The following is a 17441-nucleotide window of genomic DNA, read 5'->3' as shown; positions in this document are numbered from 1 at the left end:
TGAAGGAGGTGCGCAACGAATGGCACGTATTGCTGGTGTAGATATTCCACGTGAAAAACGTGTAGTAATCTCATTAACTTATATCTTTGGTATTGGTAAATCTACAGCTCAAAAGGTTTTGGCTGAAGCAGGTGTTTCTGAAGACACTCGTGTTCGTGATCTTACAGAGGATGAACTAAACAAAATCCGTGACATCATTGACAAACTAAAAGTTGAAGGTGACCTTCGCCGTGAGGTTTCACTTAACATCAAGCGTCTAATGGAGATCGGAAGCTATCGCGGTCTACGTCATCGCCGTGGTTTACCGGTTCGCGGACAAAACACTAAAAACAACGCTCGTACTCGCAAAGGTCCACGTAAGACTGTAGCGAACAAGAAGAAATAATCGGTAAAGGAGGTACTTTTAATGGCTCGTAAAACTAATACACGTAAGCGTCGTGTGAAAAAGAATATTGAACAAGGTATTGCACATATCCGTTCTACTTTTAACAACACTATTGTAACGATCACTGATGTTCATGGAAATGCTGTTTCTTGGTCAAGCGCTGGAGCTCTTGGATTCAGAGGTTCTCGTAAATCTACTCCATTCGCAGCGCAAATGGCAGCTGAAACTGCAGCTAAAACTTCTCAGGAACACGGTATGAAATCCCTTGAAGTAACTGTTAAAGGACCTGGTGCAGGACGTGAAGCAGCTATCCGTGCTCTTCAAGCTGCTGGCCTAGAGGTTACTGCAATCAGAGACGTAACTCCTGTTCCTCATAACGGATGCCGTCCGCCAAAACGCCGCCGTGTATAATTTTTCTGTATAGAATTCGTATCCTTGTCTATAATGGGTTATGATACTAATTTTTGGTTATACAGAACAATTATTCCAGTTGTTGTGCACAAAACGGGAACGTATACATGGGGGAATTTCGGTTAGAGATTGCTAACCGGGGTTTCGACGTTTTGAAGGAGGGTATATTTTGATGATCGAAATAGAAAAACCAAAAATCGAAACGGTTGAGATCAGCGATGATGCCAAGTACGGCAAGTTCGTCGTCGAGCCACTTGAGCGTGGATATGGTACAACTTTGGGTAACTCCTTACGTCGTATCCTTTTATCCTCACTCCCAGGTGCCGCTGTCACATCGATCCAAATTGATGGGGTACTTCATGAGTTCTCAACAATTGAAGGCGTCGTAGAAGATGTAACATCTATCATTTTAAACATTAAAAAACTAGCACTTAAAATCTACTCTGATGAAGAAAAAACATTGGAAATCGATGTTCAGGGTGAAGGTGTAGTAAAAGCAGCTGACGTAACTCATGATAGTGATGTTGAAATCCTGAATCCGGATCTTCATATTGCTACTCTAGGTTCGAATGCTCATCTGCGCATGCGTTTAACTGCTAAGCGCGGACGCGGCTATACACCAGCTGACCAAAACAAAAGAGAAGATCAGCCAATTGGTGTGATTCCGATCGATTCCATCTACACTCCAGTAGCTCGTGTTTCTTATCAGGTAGAGAATACTCGTGTAGGTCAAATGACTAACTATGATAAGTTAACATTCGATGTTTGGACTGACGGAAGTACCGGTCCTCAAGATGCGGTTGCACTTGGAGCGAAGATCTTAACTGAGCATTTGAATATCTTTGTCGGTTTGACTGATGAAGCTCAAAATGCCGAAATCATGGTTGAAAAAGAAGAAGATCAAAAAGAGAAAGTACTTGAGATGACGATTGAAGAACTGGATTTATCTGTACGTTCTTACAATTGCTTGAAACGTGCTGGCATCAACACTGTTCAGGAATTAGCCAATAAGACTGAAGAAGATATGATGAAGGTTCGTAATTTGGGAAGAAAGTCACTTGAGGAAGTAAAACATAAATTAGAAGATCTTGGACTGGGCTTACGCAAAGACGATTGATTTTTCAATACTAATTAATTGTTAGTTCGCTTTCAGTAGATTGAATGACTTCAACAAAGGAGGGAAACTTTCATGGGATACAGAAAGTTAGGACGCACTAGCTCACAACGTAAAGCTATGCTGCGTGACTTAGCAACAGATCTAATCATCAATGAGCGCATCGAAACAACTGAAGCTCGTGCGAAAGAGCTTCGTTCAGTTGTTGAGAAAATGATCACTCTTGGAAAGCGCGGCGACTTGCATGCTCGTCGTCAAGCAGCTGCTTTTGTTCGCAATGAGGTAGCAGACGCTGAAACGAACCAAGATGCAGTTCAAAAATTATTCAGTGACATCGCAACTCGTTATGAAGAGCGCCAAGGCGGATACACTCGTATTATGAAACTTGGACCTCGTCGTGGAGACGGTGCGCCAATGGTTATCATCGAGTTAGTATAATCTTTAAGAGAAGGGCGCGGGACAGTTTAAACAGAACTTGTTCTATGCCCTTTTTCTATAAAAATGGTGGTTTCCTTAATTTGTTAGTAATCTAGAACCGAGCCAAAAACGAGCGTTACGATGAGCGTGTGCATTTTTTTAGCAGGTTGCAGGATGTGTTTGTTTATTTTAATCCTCTATCCTGGTACACTGTCTCGTCTAGCTCATGCACCTCTTCCGTAATGAATGATTTCCGCCAGACAGAATGTCTGTCACGGAAAGAGGTGCAGGCTTTTTTAAAAAATATGTGTGTTCAATTCGTTTGATAATGCGACCTGATATTATTGTCTATTTACACATCTGTAGTAAACGTCTTTAAATAGCAAGATAAACCACCATACTGCATCAGTATGGGCTTTTAATAGGGAGGCATAATAGGCATCCGATAAGCTTAGATAGCAGAATCCCAATTTTCTTGTGTCATACAAGTGTGGGAGAAAGGTATCATTCAACGCTTGCTATCCAGTTAAATAACCTATTATCAAACTATTAAAGCTCGCCAAACATGGCGGGTTTTTTATTAGGCATAAAATCAAACATAAAGTCTTGAAGCAGAGTATAAAGAGAGAAGCAGAGTTGAGGGGAGGACTTAGAATGAAAGAGCCGCTGGTTGCAATAGAAAATGTTTCTTTTAAATATGGTGCTGAAACTGGTTATGCGCTGCGCAATGTCTCTTTTGATATTGTTAAAGGGGAATGGCTTGCGATTGTAGGTCATAACGGCTCAGGAAAGTCTACACTTGCAAAATTATTGAATGGCTTGCATTTTCCTTTAGAAGGGAATATTAGTGTAGGCGGAATACACTTGACAGAAGAATCAGTATGGGAGATTAGAAAGAAAATTGGCATGGTCTTTCAAAACCCGGATAACCAGTTTGTTGGAACGACGGTCCAGGATGATGTGGCTTTTGGTTTAGAAAACCATGGAATTGAGAGAAATGACATGGTTCATAGAGTTACTCAATCATTAGAGAAAGTCAAAATGGCACAATTTCTTGATCAAGAGCCGCACCATCTTTCCGGAGGTCAGAAGCAAAGGGTGGCTATAGCCGGCGTCATTGCCCTAAGGCCGGATATTATCATTCTTGATGAGTCAACCTCCATGCTGGATCCAAGAGGGCGTGAAGAGGTATTGGAAACAGTTAGAGAGCTAAAGCAAGATTATAATATGACGGTTATCTCGATCACTCATGACTTAGAGGAAGCAGCAAAGGCGGACCGAATTCTTGTCATGAACAAAGGACAGCTTTACCGTGAGGGAATACCAAAAAAAATCTTTCAAATGGATGAAGAGCTAGTTAAGCTTGGTTTAGATATCCCTTTTCCTGTTAAGCTCAGCAAAATGTTAAGAGAAAAAGGATTGTCCCTATCCCGTCATTATTTATCTGAAGAAGAGTTGGTGGAAGAATTATGGACATCTCACTCCAAAATGTAGAATACCGTTACCAAGTTAAAACACCATTTGAACGCCTCGCCATTAAAGATGTGTCCATCGATATACCATCCGGTACCTTTCTGGCGATTATTGGCCATACAGGATCAGGAAAGTCTACCGTGCTCCAGCATTTGAATGCACTGCTGAAGCCCACTGAGGGTATGGTGGTTATTGGGGAACGGGTTATTACCTCAGAGAAAAAGCAGAAAAAGCTGAAGGAAGTCCGGCAAAAGGTAGGAATCGTATTCCAGTTTCCGGAGCATCAGCTGTTTGAGGAAACGGTAGAGAAGGATATATGTTTCGGACCGATGAATTTTGGGATCTCTGAGGAGGAAGCCAAAAAAAGAGCAAAAACTGTAATCCAGCAAGTGGGACTTCCAGAAGAAATCTTGAACAAATCACCGTTTGATTTATCAGGCGGTCAAATGAGGCGTGTTGCGATTGCTGGCGTGCTTGCTATGGAACCAGATGTTATTGTTTTGGACGAGCCGACTGCAGGCCTTGATCCCCGCGGCAGAAAAGAGATTATGGATATGTTCTATGCTTTGCATCAAACGAGGGGACTTTCAACTGTGCTGGTAACGCATAGCATGGAGGATGCCTCCCGTTTTGCTGACCAGATCGTCATTATGCATAATGGAGAAGTGTATGAGAAGGGAACCCCTAAAGAAATCTTTTCTTCACCAGAGGGACTGCTCAAGCTTGGCTTAGATGTTCCGGAGGTTGTTCGTTTTCAGCAGAAAATAGAAAGATCATTCAATACCCGTTTCTCTAAAACATGCTTAACAATGGAGGAGCTGGCTGAAGAGGTTGCTTCTATAGTGAAAAGGGGTGCTGTGAAATGATGGACAAGATGATTTTTGGACGCTATGTTCCTGCTGACTCTGTCATTCACCGGATGGATCCCCGCTCAAAGCTAATTCTTATCTTTTTATTTGTTTGCATCGTATTCCTTGCAAATAATATGCTAAGTTATGGCTTGTTAACGATTTATACTCTTTTTATGATTGGCTTGTCAAAAGTACCATTTAGATTTATATATACAGGGTTGAAGCCTGTCCTTCTCCTTGTTGTTTTTACTTTATTTCTGCACTTGTTCTTGACGAAAGAAGGAGAAGTCATTTTTCAATTTGGCTGGTTAACCATTTATGAGGAAGGCTTTAGACAAGGGGTTTTTATTTCTTTGCGCTTCTTCCTGCTCATCCTGATGACTTCCATTTTGACATTGACAACAACTCCGATTGAAATAACAGATGGACTTGAAAGCTTGCTTGCCCCCTTGAATAAAGTTAAATTCCCAGTTCATGAGCTGGCTCTGATGATGTCTATTTCTCTCAGGTTTATCCCTACTCTGATGCAGGAAACAGATAAGATCATGAAAGCGCAGACGGCAAGGGGAGTCGATTTTACAAGCGGGCCAATTAAAGAGCGGGTTAAAGCGATTATCCCGCTGCTCATCCCTTTGTTTGTCAGTTCTTTTAAACGGGCTGAGGAACTTGCTGTAGCGATGGAAGCACGCGGTTACCGGGGTGGAGAAGGAAGAACGAAATACAGGCAGCTAAGCTGGGGCCTAAAGGATACTGGAATGATTGCCGTCCTTGCCGCATTGACACTGGTATTAGTTTTGCTGAGGATATGATGGAGCTGAGTGATGCAAAGGTTTAAATGTACTGTTACGTATGATGGCACCCATTTTGCCGGCTATCAGATCCAGCCCTATAAGCGGACTGTTCAAGGAGAGCTGGAGCGGGCTTTAAAGAAGCTTCACAAAGGAGAAGACATAAAGGTTATAGCTTCCGGCAGAACGGATGCGGGTGTCCATGCAAGGGGTCAGGCGATTCATTTCGATTCGCCTCTCAATATTCCTCTTGAAAAATGGGAGCTTGCCTTAAATTCCATGCTGCCGGGTGATGTGGCAATCATAGGCACAGAAAGAGCTGCAAGTGACTTCCATGTTCGCTTTGATGCCAAAGGGAAGGAATATCGATATTTTGTCCATTTATCGCCCAGGAGAGATCCGTTTAAGCGGCATTATGCTTATCAATATCCCTTTTCCGTAAATTTAGAGTCTATAAAAAGAGCAACAGCAGATTTAATAGGGACACATGATTTCACCAGTTTTTGTTCAGCAAAAACAGAAGTCGAAGATAAGGTAAGAGAAATTCAGGGGATAAATGTTCTTGAAGAAGAAGATATGCTCATCTTCTGTTTTAAAGGAACTGGATTTTTATACAACATGGTCCGGATTCTAGCCGGTACACTCCTTGAAGTTGGCATCGGAGAAAGAGACCCTTATTCCATGCCCTTTGTAATTAAGGAGAAAAATAGATCCGCAGCAGGGAAAACAGCACCTCCGCAAGGCTTATATTTGTGGAAAGTTTTTTATTAAAATTTTGGTAAAAAAACAGCGAGGAACCACCGGGACGCGTTGTAAAGCCAGATTCTTTATAAAAAAGATCTTAAAACAACTAAACCAGGTGTAACATTCCCTTGACATTGGACTGTCAAAGTTATAATATAGCATATGGTATTATTATTAAAACCACGATAAGCCCCGGAACTTATTGTGTCGAATATATTAAACCAAAATGATTATGATGGATTTATTAGGAGGGAAACTGATGCGTACAACGTTTATGGCGAATTCAAACAATATCGAACGTAAATGGTACGTGATTGATGCTGAAGGCAAAACTCTTGGTCGTCTTGCTAGTGAAGTAGCATCAATCCTACGTGGTAAACATAAACCAACTTATACACCACATGTTGATACTGGTGATCATGTAATTCTTATTAACGCTTCAAAAATCGAACTTACTGGGAAAAAGCTTACTGACAAGATCTACTACCGTCATAGCATGCACCCAGGTGGTCTAAAGACAAGAACTGCTCTTGAAATGCGTACAAACTACCCTGAGAGAATGCTTGAGCTTGCAATCAAAGGCATGCTTCCAAAGAACTCTCTTGGTCGTCAAATGTTCAAAAAATTACACGTATATGCTGGTAGCGAACATAAGCACCAAGCACAACAACCTGAAGTTTACGAACTTCGTGGATAATTTTTAGGGAGGTTATTAACTTGGCACAGGTTCAATATATTGGTACTGGTCGTCGTAAGAGCTCCGTTGCACGTGTTCGTTTAGTTCCAGGCGACGGTAAAATCATCATCAATGGTCGTGAAATCACAGATTACATTCCTTTTGCAGCTTTGCGTGAAGTTGTAAAACAGCCGCTTGTAGCTACTGAAACACTTAACAGCTACGACATTCTTGTAAATGTAAACGGCGGTGGATACACTGGTCAAGCTGGCGCAATCCGCCACGGTATCGCTCGTGCACTGCTTCAAGCTGATCCAGAATTCCGTCCAACACTTAAGCGCGCAGGACTATTAACTCGTGACGCACGTATGAAAGAACGTAAGAAATACGGTCTTAAAGGTGCTCGTCGTGCACCTCAGTTCTCAAAGCGTTAATTATCAGCGTTTCAAAGACTCTCAACTATTGGTTGGGGGTCTTTTTTTTAGGCTCTTTTCGTATAGATTGTTGTTTTTGGACTATAAAGCTTGCCCGTTGATTTCCGCTCCAGTCACTTGCTTTCCGCGGGGAGGAACGGAAGCCTCCTCGGCGTTTCACGCCTGTGGGGTCTCCCGCCCCCTCTCTTCCCGCAGGACATTGAATAAGCTTCCTCGAATGAACACGCACGAAGGAAATGCGTCAGCATTTTCGAGGATCAAGTGCCTTCCGCCCCAATCAACTCAGTTAGTAAAATTAATTTGTGAGCAACACCTTTGCGAAAATAGCCTTTTTTTATAATATCAGAATTTATATCCTTTTGAACTTAGATAACTGTCTAGCTCCAGGCGCAACCCGTTTTCGGGTCATGAGCGTGTCTAGTTTCGGTTTCTTGTGACTCTCGGTCTAGGCCGTTCCCTTCCAGAAGGAATAAACACCTTCTTACAGGGATCGACTTATGCTTGTTGTCTCTGGGGAGTCGCCTCACTATTTCTTTCAATTTGTCCAAAAGGTTAAAGAACAACCTTTCAGCCGGCTGATAAATCCATTAGAGTTCGTCATTTAATGTTAAACGGGGAGCTTTTTATGGAGCCACCTTCTTTACAGGCAGTGAAGAGTGAAATTGGGGGAGACACATGAAAGGAAGCTGCTGGGTATTTGTTCAGTGATTTATCATATGCTTCCTGTTGGTTCTTGTCGGGTAAAGCCCCTATGCATAAAATGGAAAATTATATTTCTGCAAATATCGGCTTCAGAAAGGATTATTCAGCCTGAGAGAGTCTAAGAGGATGCTTAGATATTAATGTTAGCGTTTTCATTAACTATCTCGGCCTTATCCTGCTGACTTGCCGATATATCCTTGAATATGAATCTCGGCATGTTACGATAAATAACGTTGAAAGAATGAACGGTTTTACGAACAGATTAATCATCGAAGGAGGATGTGTATGTTAGAAAATAAAATGATTGCTTTTTTAGGGGCCGGTTCAATGGCAGAGTCAATGATCTCAGGGGTGATTACAGCTGAAAGAATGCCCGCAGATCAGGTTTATGTCACTAACAAGAGCAATGCTTTCAGACTTGATGAAATTCGAGCTAAATACGATGTGAATACGATGCCGCAGAGCGAGCTGCCATTTGAAAAAATCGATTTATTCATTTTAGCCATGAAGCCAAAGGGAGCAGAAGAGGCTCTGCGTTCTATTAAAGACAAAATGAAGCCCAACCAGGTGATCCTTTCTGTTTTAGCAGGCATAACAACCGAGTTTATGGAAGAGCATTTGAATACAGGACAGCAGGTTGTCCGCGTTATGCCAAACACTTCGAGCATGATTCAGGAGTCGGCTACGGCTGTCGTGGCTGGCAAGAATACGAGCATGGCCAATGTTGAATTGGTTAAGGAACTGCTTGAATGCATGGGTGAGGTATATATCATCGATGAAGACCAGATGGATGTATTTACTGGATTAGCGGGGAGCGGCCCTGCCTACTTCTATTATTTGATGGAAAACATGGAGCGGGTGGGAGTAGAAAAAGGCATGGATCAAGAAACGGTTCGAAAGATCGTTGCCCAAACTATTTTTGGCGCGGCCAAGATGGTACTGGAAAAGGAAGAGGCACCGACTTCACTAAGGGAGAAAGTAACTTCACCAAACGGCACTACGGCATCTGGGCTGGAGGCGCTTAGAAAATACAAGGGTGGAGAAGCCATTTCGCAGGCAGTCGAGCATGCGGCGAAACGTTCGAAGGAAATAAGCGAGGAATTGGAAGGTGCTCTTGTCACTTCCTAACGATAAAAGGCAGCAAAAAATCACAGGAGGTATTAGATGTTTAGAAAAGAAAAACAGATAAAAAGAGTTGTTATTAAGATTGGAAGCAGCTCATTAACAAGCATGCATGGCGAGATCAGCCGCAGGAAGCTTGAAAATCTTGCGGATCAAATTGTGGCATTGAAGGATGCTGGGTATGAAACAGCTGTCGTTTCATCAGGAGCAGTTGCAGCGGGCTATCGCAAACTCGGGTGCATTGACCGGCCATCATCCCTTTCAGAAAAACAGGCTGCAGCTTCAATTGGCCAGGGACTATTAATGGAATCTTATTCAGAACTCTTTTTGTCTCACGGATACGTGGCTTCACAGATTTTAATTACAAGAAGTGACTTCTCTGATGAAAAACGTTATGGAAATATGCATAACACGATGAATGTATTATTGGAGCGCGGAATCATTCCAATTATCAATGAAAATGATACGGTAACAGTCGACCGGTTAAGATTTGGGGACAATGATACACTTGCTGCCAAAGTTGCGGGCTTGATTGATGCCGATTTCCTTATCATTTTATCGGATATTGATGGCCTTTATGACAGCAATCCGAATGATAATCCAAATGCAATGCTTTTGGAAAACGTTCATTCCATTACACCGGAAATAGAGGCGGCTGCTGGAGGATCAGGAAGTGCTGTTGGAACAGGCGGCATGAAATCCAAAATCCAGGCTGTGAAAATTGCGATGGCAGCAGGAATTGATTCTTTTTTAGGAAAGGCGGGAACCGAGAATATCTTAATGGATGCTGTAGAAGGTACGGCAAAAGGAACTTATTTTGAACAGGAGCCTGATGCATTCAACCTCGATAATCAAAGGCAGTGGATCGCTTTCCATTCAGGTCCAGAAGGCAAAGTGACAATTAACTCTAATGCCAAAACTGCCATTATTGATAAAAATGAAAATGTATATCGTTCTGATATACAGGATGTTAAAGGTCGATTTAAGGACGGTGCGGTTGTCCGCATCTTTGATGAAAATGGAATAGAAATTGGGCTCGGCAGGATCAATTACTCCGATGAACAGTTAAATGAAGCTGTAGCAGATGAAAACGAACTTGAACCGGCCATTGCACAAGAAACGATTGTTTGTTCACGGGATTTTAAGCTGCCGGCACTTGTTTAATGTAGATACAATAGGAGGGATTCAATGACTACTGCAGCAGCAGTAAAGACAAATATAGTAGAAGAACAGGCAAAAAAGGCAAAAAAGGCTGCCAAAACATTAAGTATATTGACTACAGAAGAGAAGAATGAAGCACTCCACACTATAGCGGATGCTTTGGAAGCGGGATACGAATCGATTATTGCAGCAAATCTAAATGATTTGAAAAATGGAGAAGAAAAAGGGTTTGAGCCGGCCTTTATGGATCGTCTTGCTCTAAATAAAGATCGGATATTTGATTTTGCAGAAGGACTTCGCAATGTTGCAGAACTTCAAGACCCAATTGGGGATGTTATGTCCGGGTGGACGCTAGATAATGGTTTGAAAGTAGAAGAGGTAAGAGTACCGCTGGGCGTTATAGGCATGATTTACGAAGCGCGCCCGAATGTAACTGCGGATGCAGCCGGCCTTGCCTTAAAATCAGGAAATGCTATTGTGCTGAAAGGCGGATCTTCTGCTCTATATTCAAATAAAGCAATTGTGGAGATTATTCATAAAGCACTGGAAAAAACAAAGATACCAAAGGATGCAGTTCAATTCATCGATACGGTAGACAGAGAAGCTACACAGCAGCTATTCACCATGAAAGAGCATATCGATGTATTGATCCCTCGGGGAGGAGCGTCTTTAATTAAGGCGGTCGTTGAAAATGCAACAGTTCCTGTGCTGGAAACGGGCGTGGGAAATTGCCATATTTACGTTGATAAGGAAGCAGACACAGAGAAGGCAATCAATATCCTTATCAATGCAAAAACAGACCGTCCTGCTGTCTGCAATGCTGCAGAAACGCTAATTGTACACGAAGCTTGGCTTAACGAGCATAAGGAGCTGCTAGCAGAAGCCCTTAAAAAGCATGGCGTTGCTGTCCATGGCGATGAGTCAGCAGCGGCTGCCCTTCCTGATGTACAGCCAGCGGATGAAAATGATTGGGCGAATGAATATCTTAGCTTAGATTTGGCTGTTAAAACGGTCGGCAGCATTGAAGATGCGATTGATCATATTGATGAATATGGCACAAAGCATTCTGAAACAATTATCACTGAAAACACAGAGACTGCAAAGAAGTTTATGAAGTTAGTGGACGCTGCAGCACTTTACCATAATGCATCGACAAGGTTTACAGATGGAGGAGCGTTAGGCTTTGGCGCTGAAATTGGAATTTCAACTCAAAAGCTTCATGCGAGAGGACCAATGGGGCTTCCAGCGCTTACTACCCGTAAATATCTTATGTCCGGAGAGGGACAAATCCGATAAGGAAAAGAGTAGCTCTAGCTTAAGGCTAGGGCTTCTTTTTACATAAAAAATTGGCAGCCGAATCGTGAATGCTTTTTGTATTTCTACCCTGCGGCAGATAAAGACTATCTTCAAGGGGTGAAAAAGAAGTGACTGTCATAACGACGTTCAAAGAGAAAAAAAGAGAAAAGCAAATTAAATATGAAAAATCAGTCCTTCGGGAAATTTCAATAAAAGTTCTAAAAGAAAGAGTTCAGCAATTCTTTGGGTCATCCAGGTTTGTTACAGGGCTCATGATGAATTCCGGAATTGAAGAGGCCTGTTATGATGTAGCGATAGAAGCGTATTTGCTTGGCGCTACCTTTAGCCGTTTTGGATACTATGGCGAATCCATGGAACAAGTCAAACCAAGATGCGAAAAGGAACATAAGCATTTGGTCGATACATTATATAACTTTTTTTTATACTGGGGCCATGGTTCGGAGGCCATCATGAGTGAATCCCTTTATTATAGGTGTGAGCAATATGTAAACAGCTGGTGGTCAGAGGGGTTTAATAAAGGGGAAAGAAGACGGAAACTCCGTCTCCATTGATCCCTTCTGTTAAACCTGCGTAAGGCTGAGCTGTCCTTATTTCTAAGTTCTAGAATCCCTTCTTGTCCCATATATTGAAATGAGGATAAGCAGGAGGGACTGAATGGGACAAATGAAGAAAAAATTTAAAATAGGCGGTTTTGCGATCGGGCTTATCGTCCTTTTTCTCATTTTGCAGTATGATTTTTCTAATGATGATTCCTGGGAATCGTGGAACCTGCCTTTAACAGGTAAGATTATCTTGCTTGATCCGGGTCATGGAGGACCGGATGGGGGTGCTGGTGATCAAGGTACTCTTGAGAAAGATATCGCCCTTGATGTCTCTTTAAAGGTAAGGGATTATCTTCAGGAGCAGGGGGCTCTTGTCATTATGACAAGAGAGAATGACAGGGATCTTGCATCTGAGGGCACCAGAGGCTATAGCAGAAGAAAAGTGGAGGATCTTAAAAAGCGGCTGGAAATGATCAATACTTCCGACGCTGAATTTTATGTAAGTATTCATTTGAATTCTATTCCTTCTCCACGCTGGAGGGGTGCCCAGACCTTCTATGCCCCGGGTATCAAGGAGAATGCAAGGGCTGCTAAATTTATACAGGACGAGCTGCGCCGCAACCTTGAAAATACCAAGCGTAATTCGAAACCATTAAACAATGTGTTTATTTTAAAATATGCCAAGAAACCAGGCGTTTTAGTGGAAGTTGGATTTTTGTCGAATCCGGGAGAAAGAGCCAACCTGAAAAATGATGAATATCAGGATAAAATTGCTGCGTCCATTTATAACGGAATCTTGCGCTATTATACGAATGAGAAAGAACTAACAGAGACATGGGAGTAAAAAGATGCTGACAAGGCATCTTTTTTGCGGAAGCTTCAGATGAATTTAACACTCTGATATAAGGTTGAGAAACGGGGGAAAAGTGATAAAAAATGGGATGTGATAGAATTAACAGTAAAGAATATTCAATATGTTATACTGAAATGGAAATGAATACAAAAGGCGGGTGCAAAGATGTTAACGGAACAGAGAGTTAGTGAAGTTTTAAGCGGATTACAGGAACCATTTTTATATAAAACTTTGGGCGAACTAAATGCCATTGAAGAAATTAAAATTAAAGAAGAAAAGAACCATGTCAGCGTAAAGATTCAAGTTGCTAAAACAGGGACAGCTGAACAGCTTCAGCTACAGACTCAAATTGTGAACCTTTTAAAAGAAGCTGGAGCAGAAACAGTCGGCATTCGCTTCAGTGAGCTTCCTGAAGAAGTGCTTTCACAATACAAAGAGGCATCTGTGGGAGAAGATAAAGGTCTCCTTTCTCCTGGGAATAAAACTGAGTTTATTGCGATTGCAAGTGGAAAAGGCGGAGTTGGGAAATCTACTGTTTCTGTAAACCTTGCTGTATCGCTTGCAAGGCTAGGCAAAAAGGTTGGCTTAATTGATGCTGATATCTATGGATTCAGTGTTCCGGATATGATGGGGATTACAAAGCGTCCTGTTGTCAGGGGAGAAAGAATCCTGCCAGTAGAACGCTTTGGTGTCAAAGTCATTTCGATGGGGTTTTTTGTTGAAGATAATGCACCTATTATCTGGAGAGGACCTATGCTAGGCAAAATGCTGAACAGCTTCTTTAATGAAGTGGAGTGGGGCGAATTGGATTATTTGCTTCTTGATTTGCCTCCAGGAACTGGCGATGTTGCGTTGGATGTACATACAATGCTGCCTTCCTCTAAAGAGATCGTGGTCACAACTCCACATCCGACTGCAGCATTTGTTGCCGCTCGTGCAGGAGCAATGGCACTTCGTACAGAACATGAAATTTTAGGTGTTATTGAAAACATGGCATATTTTGAAAGCAAACTAACAGGCGAGAGAGAGCATGTCTTTGGCCAAGGCGGCGGTGAAAAGCTGGCTGATGAACTAAGAACAGAAGTGCTAGGACAGCTGCCGCTTCAGCAGCCTGATTGGAATGAAGAAGATTTTGCACCATCTATTTATGAGGAAGAGCATAAACTTGGACAAATATATACGGATATTGCACGTAAAGTAATACAAGCTGTTGAAAGCAAGTAATAAAGAAACCTCTTCCGAACTGGAAGAGGTTTTCATTTTCATTTAATATTAAGCGCCACCGCCACCGCCACCGCCGTCACCGCCTTGGTCTTGACCTTGGCCGCCGCCACCGCTGTCATCGCCGCCTTCTCCTCCTCCTTGCTGTTCGCCGCTTTTAACATCTTCTGCAGCTTTAAGAAGGATGTCTTGAATTTTCGCTTTAAAAAGTGGGCTTTCGAAGGTTTCAGTCATTACTTTCTTTAGGTGTTCACGATATTCCTTGCTTTTAAGGACATTGGTTACTTCTTTTTCAAGTTCTGGATCTTTTAGGACTTCGATCATCATACCCCGATATTCAGGATCTTTCATCAAGTCTTTCAAAAGCTGTTCATTTTCTTTTTGCATGCTTTTTGCCATGCTTTCGGCGAATTTTGGATCTTCAAAAGACTTTTTCCAAAACTCAGTTCCTTTTTCAGAAGTTAGTGTTTTCTCAATTGTCTCAGCTACAACTTTTTGGTCCATGACAAGTTTTTCTTTCATTTTATCATCTGCCATCAACTCTTCAATTGCCTTTTTTCCATCGTCTGTTTTTAATATATCTACAACCATTTTTTTAGTCTGCTCATAATCCATTTGGCCGCCGGATTCACCTTGTCCGCAGCCTGAAATGAAAAGCACAATTGCAAATGGCAGGAGCAAACGGAATTTTTTTAGCATAGTGAGGCTCCTTTCAGAGATATCCTTACCTTTAGAATGAAGAAAATCAGCAAATATTATGCGGTGGAAATACAATGCCTAGATTTTTCAAACTTTGGTTGGTACAATCATAAGGTATGAATTTTTTTATTATGGGGGAAAAATAAATTGACTAGCCGCAATTGGGTAAAGCTTTTTATATCCACTCTCTTGGTTGGAGGTTTTACGACTGGAGTTGTAGGATTTATTGTTCGTTGGGATGAATTTGCACCTATCTTTGCTGACTTTGATATTCTTGAAATTCTGTCAGTGTTATTCTGGCTTGTAGGTGTCGGCTTAATTTTTAGTATTGTAAGCCAAATGGGATTTTTTGCTTATTTAACTGTACACCGTTTTGGTTTGGGGATTTTTAAAGGCTTGTGGAACCCAATCCAGATTGTGCTTATATTATTTGCACTGTTTGATTTAGTTTATTTTCGGTATAAAGCTTTCGCTAATGAGGGAGACAGTCTCTTCCCGTACTTTAGCATTGCGTTTTTTCTTCTTATAGTCGGACTTGTAGTTGCAGCAATTAAGGTAAAGCAAACGAATCAGCATGCGTTTATTCCGGCTGTCTTTTTTATGGTTGCAGTTACAGCCATTGAGTGGGTGCCGGTCTTAAGAGTCAATGAAAAAAGCTGGCTTTACTTAATGTTGATCCCGTTATTAGCTTGCAACACCTATCAGCTGCTTATTCTTCATAAACTAAATAAAGACTCTCAAAAACAGAGAAGCGCAATAGCTAAAAAGCCATCCAAATAATGGGTGGCTTTTGTTTGCTTTATCCTGGGTTAACGGCAGCAGCAATCCCATATTAAAGAGGAAATCAACAGATTGTAAAACTTGCTTGTTTCGGCTAACCATCAGCAGGGCGGGAGAGCTACCCTTTTGATAATGTTTCACTTAATTTCATTTGTCTTAGTGTCAGCATTGGCAATCATTTCCGAAACGGACACAAGCTTTAGGCCTTTAGCTTTTACATCATCTAAAATGAGCGGAAGGGCTTTTGCTGTTTGTTTGGCCGAATCTGATGCATGAAGCAAAATAATATCTCCATTTTTAGCCCTAGCAACATTTTTAACTATTGTCTGAACCCCTGGGTTGGTCCAATCTTTTGAATCAACACTCCAATGAACAACCGTATACCCCATTCTTTCGGCAGCCTTTAAGGTTTTTTGATCAAAATGTCCGGTTGGGGCACGAACCAGCTTAATATCTTTAATATTTAGCTTTCTAAAAGCTTCTTGTGCCTTTGCAAGGTCACGCCTGATTTTATCCTCTTCAAGCTCAGTATAATCCTCATAACCGTAGCCCAATATTCCAATTTCGTATCCCTCTTTCACAATTCTGGCCACTAAATCCGGATGGCGCTCCGCCCAGGAACCAGCAAGGAAAAATGTCGCAGACTTTACGCCTTTTTTTTTGAGAATTTCAAGAATTGGTTCTGCTTTGACATCCCCCCATCCAATATTAAAGGTGATGGCTAAATCTTTTTCACCTTTGTAAACTGCCTTTGGGCCGTCTTTTGCTGAAAATGCAGGCATATGGACAATGTTCTCCATGTAGAGGAACCAAGCAGTAAAAAATGCTGCAATTACGACTAACGATATTTGCTTTAACGATTTCCCATTTAGCACATAAAAAAAGTTCATAATCTCATTCACCTCGTCCGATACATTCCTTGTCTTATACCTATGCTCAACTTGTCTTATACATGAGTAAAATTTTAATTCATAAAAAAACATAAATGGAAAAATACTACAGGAACATAAAACGTAAAATATTGTTAAAGCTTAATATAGACTTTTGCAATATGATGGTTTTTGGGATCGAACAAGATCCTTGAAAACCATTCACTTTTCTTTTGGCGGATTTTATTTGCAGGTGCTGGCTAAATGTCTGCGCACAGTGTTTGGCAAAGTAAGATCAAGCAAACGCTTAGGGATTGTCTGAGTGCTTGTAGTAAGAGCGGAGGACAAGCTAATAAAGCATATTAAATAATCAGGGGGCAATGGATATGAAAGGTATGCTTATAAACCAAAAAGAAGTAAAAGAAATGGAGTATCTTATTAAGCGTGAGATGGATGAAATCTCATTCGATTTAATGGACGATCGAATCGACCATATTGTAAAAAGAGCTATGGAAGAAAGATATCAAATTTTATTTTCATTATTCCAGCGTGTGGCAACACCATCAGATTGTTTAAAATACATGCGTCCGCGCAATCAACGAGAACAAAAAGGTTGATATGCTCATTTCACTTAATAAAGTTATAAATAACTGTTGACTTATAAATGGTATCTTGGTATATTAGTAAACGTCGCTGATGACGACAAACAAAAACAACTCAAAAAAGTTGTTGACGTTTAAGTCTATAAGTGATATATTAATAAAGTCGCTTAAGCGGCAGATTGATCTTTGAAAACTGAACGAACAAAAACGTCAACGTTAATTCTTTAGTCTTTTTTGAAAAGACAAACCGAGCTTAATCAACTCTTATATGGAGAGTTTG

Annotated in this window: 20 protein-coding genes; 18 read left to right on the top strand and 2 right to left on the bottom strand. The window is 41.4% G+C overall.

Features of this window, described 5'->3' with window-relative positions; translation table 11 throughout:
- Positions 1-19: 19 nt before the first annotated feature.
- The 16 genes from rpsM to NCCP133_RS17650 all read left to right on the top strand — a co-directional run bounded on the left by rpsM (position 20) and on the right by NCCP133_RS17650 (position 14214).
- On the top strand, positions 20-385 hold the full coding sequence (gene rpsM, locus NCCP133_RS17725) for a 30S ribosomal protein S13 (protein ID WP_264806443.1): 366 nt from the start codon (positions 20-22) through the stop codon (positions 383-385).
- 21 nt (positions 386-406) lie between these two features.
- Positions 407-796 carry a 30S ribosomal protein S11 gene (gene rpsK / locus NCCP133_RS17720; RefSeq protein WP_264806442.1) on the top strand — a complete coding sequence of 130 codons (390 nt, stop codon included), beginning with the start codon at positions 407-409 and terminating at the stop codon, positions 794-796.
- 172 nt (positions 797-968) lie between these two features.
- On the top strand, positions 969-1913 hold the full coding sequence (locus NCCP133_RS17715; protein WP_026583683.1) for a DNA-directed RNA polymerase subunit alpha: 945 nt from the start codon (positions 969-971) through the stop codon (positions 1911-1913).
- Between the two features lie 72 nt (positions 1914-1985).
- A complete protein-coding gene (rplQ, locus tag NCCP133_RS17710; protein WP_264806441.1) occupies positions 1986-2348 on the top strand; it encodes a 50S ribosomal protein L17 in 363 nt (120 codons plus the stop codon).
- Between the two features lie 633 nt (positions 2349-2981).
- A complete protein-coding gene (locus tag NCCP133_RS17705; RefSeq protein WP_264806440.1) occupies positions 2982-3821 on the top strand; it encodes an energy-coupling factor ABC transporter ATP-binding protein in 840 nt (279 codons plus the stop codon).
- Positions 3797-4666, top strand: coding sequence for an energy-coupling factor ABC transporter ATP-binding protein (locus tag NCCP133_RS17700; protein WP_264806439.1), 870 nt, complete (start codon positions 3797-3799; stop codon positions 4664-4666). Before NCCP133_RS17705 ends, NCCP133_RS17700 begins: the two co-directional genes overlap by 25 nt.
- Entirely contained in the window at positions 4663-5460 is a 798-nt protein-coding gene (locus NCCP133_RS17695) for an energy-coupling factor transporter transmembrane component T family protein (RefSeq protein WP_264806438.1), read from the top strand. Before NCCP133_RS17700 ends, NCCP133_RS17695 begins: the two co-directional genes overlap by 4 nt.
- 12 nt (positions 5461-5472) lie before the next feature.
- Entirely contained in the window at positions 5473-6210 is a 738-nt protein-coding gene (gene truA, locus NCCP133_RS17690; protein WP_264806437.1) for a tRNA pseudouridine(38-40) synthase TruA, read from the top strand.
- Positions 6211-6442: 232 nt separating this feature from the next.
- Positions 6443-6880, top strand: a complete 438-nt coding sequence (gene rplM, locus NCCP133_RS17685) for a 50S ribosomal protein L13 (RefSeq protein WP_009336613.1) — start codon at positions 6443-6445, stop codon at positions 6878-6880.
- A gap of 20 nt (positions 6881-6900) precedes the next feature.
- Positions 6901-7293: a 30S ribosomal protein S9 gene (gene rpsI, locus NCCP133_RS17680; protein WP_026583690.1), complete on the top strand. Its 393-nt coding sequence runs from the start codon at positions 6901-6903 to the stop codon at positions 7291-7293.
- Positions 7294-8280: 987 nt separating this feature from the next.
- Positions 8281-9123 (top strand): pyrroline-5-carboxylate reductase, encoded by an 843-nt coding sequence (gene proC, locus NCCP133_RS17675; RefSeq protein WP_264806436.1) that lies wholly within the window; start codon positions 8281-8283, stop codon positions 9121-9123.
- Positions 9124-9159: 36 nt separating this feature from the next.
- Entirely contained in the window at positions 9160-10281 is a 1122-nt protein-coding gene (proB, locus tag NCCP133_RS17670; protein ID WP_264806434.1) for a glutamate 5-kinase, read from the top strand.
- Positions 10282-10305: 24 nt separating this feature from the next.
- Positions 10306-11574: a glutamate-5-semialdehyde dehydrogenase gene (locus NCCP133_RS17665; RefSeq protein WP_264806432.1), complete on the top strand. Its 1269-nt coding sequence runs from the start codon at positions 10306-10308 to the stop codon at positions 11572-11574.
- Positions 11575-11702: 128 nt separating this feature from the next.
- Positions 11703-12146, top strand: a complete 444-nt coding sequence (locus NCCP133_RS17660; protein ID WP_264806431.1) for a YbaK family protein — start codon at positions 11703-11705, stop codon at positions 12144-12146.
- Positions 12147-12258: 112 nt separating this feature from the next.
- Positions 12259-12981 (top strand): N-acetylmuramoyl-L-alanine amidase CwlD, encoded by a 723-nt coding sequence (gene cwlD / locus NCCP133_RS17655; RefSeq protein ID WP_264806637.1) that lies wholly within the window; start codon positions 12259-12261, stop codon positions 12979-12981.
- Between the two features lie 174 nt (positions 12982-13155).
- Positions 13156-14214 (top strand): Mrp/NBP35 family ATP-binding protein, encoded by a 1059-nt coding sequence (locus NCCP133_RS17650; protein ID WP_264806429.1) that lies wholly within the window; start codon positions 13156-13158, stop codon positions 14212-14214.
- Positions 14215-14262: 48 nt separating this feature from the next.
- Here NCCP133_RS17650 and gerD read toward each other — a convergent pair whose 3' ends face one another.
- Complete coding sequence (gene gerD / locus NCCP133_RS17645; protein WP_264806427.1) at positions 14263-14910, bottom strand: spore germination lipoprotein GerD; 648 nt, start codon at positions 14908-14910, stop codon at positions 14263-14265.
- A gap of 147 nt (positions 14911-15057) precedes the next feature.
- Here gerD and NCCP133_RS17640 point away from each other — a divergent pair, with 147 nt between their 5' ends.
- Positions 15058-15690, top strand: a complete 633-nt coding sequence (locus NCCP133_RS17640) for a KinB-signaling pathway activation protein (RefSeq protein ID WP_264806425.1) — start codon at positions 15058-15060, stop codon at positions 15688-15690.
- 137 nt (positions 15691-15827) lie between these two features.
- Here the strand turns inward: NCCP133_RS17640 and pdaB are convergent, their stop codons facing one another.
- Positions 15828-16580, bottom strand: coding sequence for a polysaccharide deacetylase family sporulation protein PdaB (gene pdaB, locus NCCP133_RS17635; RefSeq protein ID WP_264806424.1), 753 nt, complete (start codon positions 16578-16580; stop codon positions 15828-15830).
- A 365-nt stretch (positions 16581-16945) separates the two neighbouring features.
- Here pdaB and NCCP133_RS17630 point away from each other — a divergent pair, with 365 nt between their 5' ends.
- Positions 16946-17176 carry a hypothetical protein gene (locus NCCP133_RS17630; RefSeq protein ID WP_264806423.1) on the top strand — a complete coding sequence of 77 codons (231 nt, stop codon included), beginning with the start codon at positions 16946-16948 and terminating at the stop codon, positions 17174-17176.
- Positions 17177-17441: the final 265 nt, after the last annotated feature.

It is taken from the genome of Cytobacillus sp. NCCP-133 (genome assembly GCF_026011715.1).
Lineage (GTDB): Bacteria > Bacillota > Bacilli > Bacillales > Cytobacillaceae > Cytobacillus.
Note: the sequence above shows the minus strand (reverse complement) of the source record. Positions and strands in the feature narration are given on the sequence as shown.

Coding starts and splice junctions, on each gene's coding strand:
- rpsM (WP_264806443.1), top strand. CDS start 20: ATGGCACGTATTGCTGGTGTAGATATTCCACGTGAAAAACGTGTAGTA.
- rpsK (WP_264806442.1), top strand. CDS start 407: ATGGCTCGTAAAACTAATACACGTAAGCGTCGTGTGAAAAAGAATATT.
- NCCP133_RS17715 (WP_026583683.1), top strand. CDS start 969: ATGATCGAAATAGAAAAACCAAAAATCGAAACGGTTGAGATCAGCGAT.
- rplQ (WP_264806441.1), top strand. CDS start 1,986: ATGGGATACAGAAAGTTAGGACGCACTAGCTCACAACGTAAAGCTATG.
- NCCP133_RS17705 (WP_264806440.1), top strand. CDS start 2,982: ATGAAAGAGCCGCTGGTTGCAATAGAAAATGTTTCTTTTAAATATGGT.
- NCCP133_RS17700 (WP_264806439.1), top strand. CDS start 3,797: ATGGACATCTCACTCCAAAATGTAGAATACCGTTACCAAGTTAAAACA.
- NCCP133_RS17695 (WP_264806438.1), top strand. CDS start 4,663: ATGATGGACAAGATGATTTTTGGACGCTATGTTCCTGCTGACTCTGTC.
- truA (WP_264806437.1), top strand. CDS start 5,473: ATGCAAAGGTTTAAATGTACTGTTACGTATGATGGCACCCATTTTGCC.
- rplM (WP_009336613.1), top strand. CDS start 6,443: ATGCGTACAACGTTTATGGCGAATTCAAACAATATCGAACGTAAATGG.
- proC (WP_264806436.1), top strand. CDS start 8,281: ATGTTAGAAAATAAAATGATTGCTTTTTTAGGGGCCGGTTCAATGGCA.
- proB (WP_264806434.1), top strand. CDS start 9,160: ATGTTTAGAAAAGAAAAACAGATAAAAAGAGTTGTTATTAAGATTGGA.
- NCCP133_RS17665 (WP_264806432.1), top strand. CDS start 10,306: ATGACTACTGCAGCAGCAGTAAAGACAAATATAGTAGAAGAACAGGCA.
- cwlD (WP_264806637.1), top strand. CDS start 12,259: ATGAAGAAAAAATTTAAAATAGGCGGTTTTGCGATCGGGCTTATCGTC.
- NCCP133_RS17650 (WP_264806429.1), top strand. CDS start 13,156: ATGTTAACGGAACAGAGAGTTAGTGAAGTTTTAAGCGGATTACAGGAA.
- gerD (WP_264806427.1), bottom strand. CDS start 14,910: ATGCTAAAAAAATTCCGTTTGCTCCTGCCATTTGCAATTGTGCTTTTC.
- pdaB (WP_264806424.1), bottom strand. CDS start 16,580: ATGAACTTTTTTTATGTGCTAAATGGGAAATCGTTAAAGCAAATATCG.
- NCCP133_RS17630 (WP_264806423.1), top strand. CDS start 16,946: ATGAAAGGTATGCTTATAAACCAAAAAGAAGTAAAAGAAATGGAGTAT.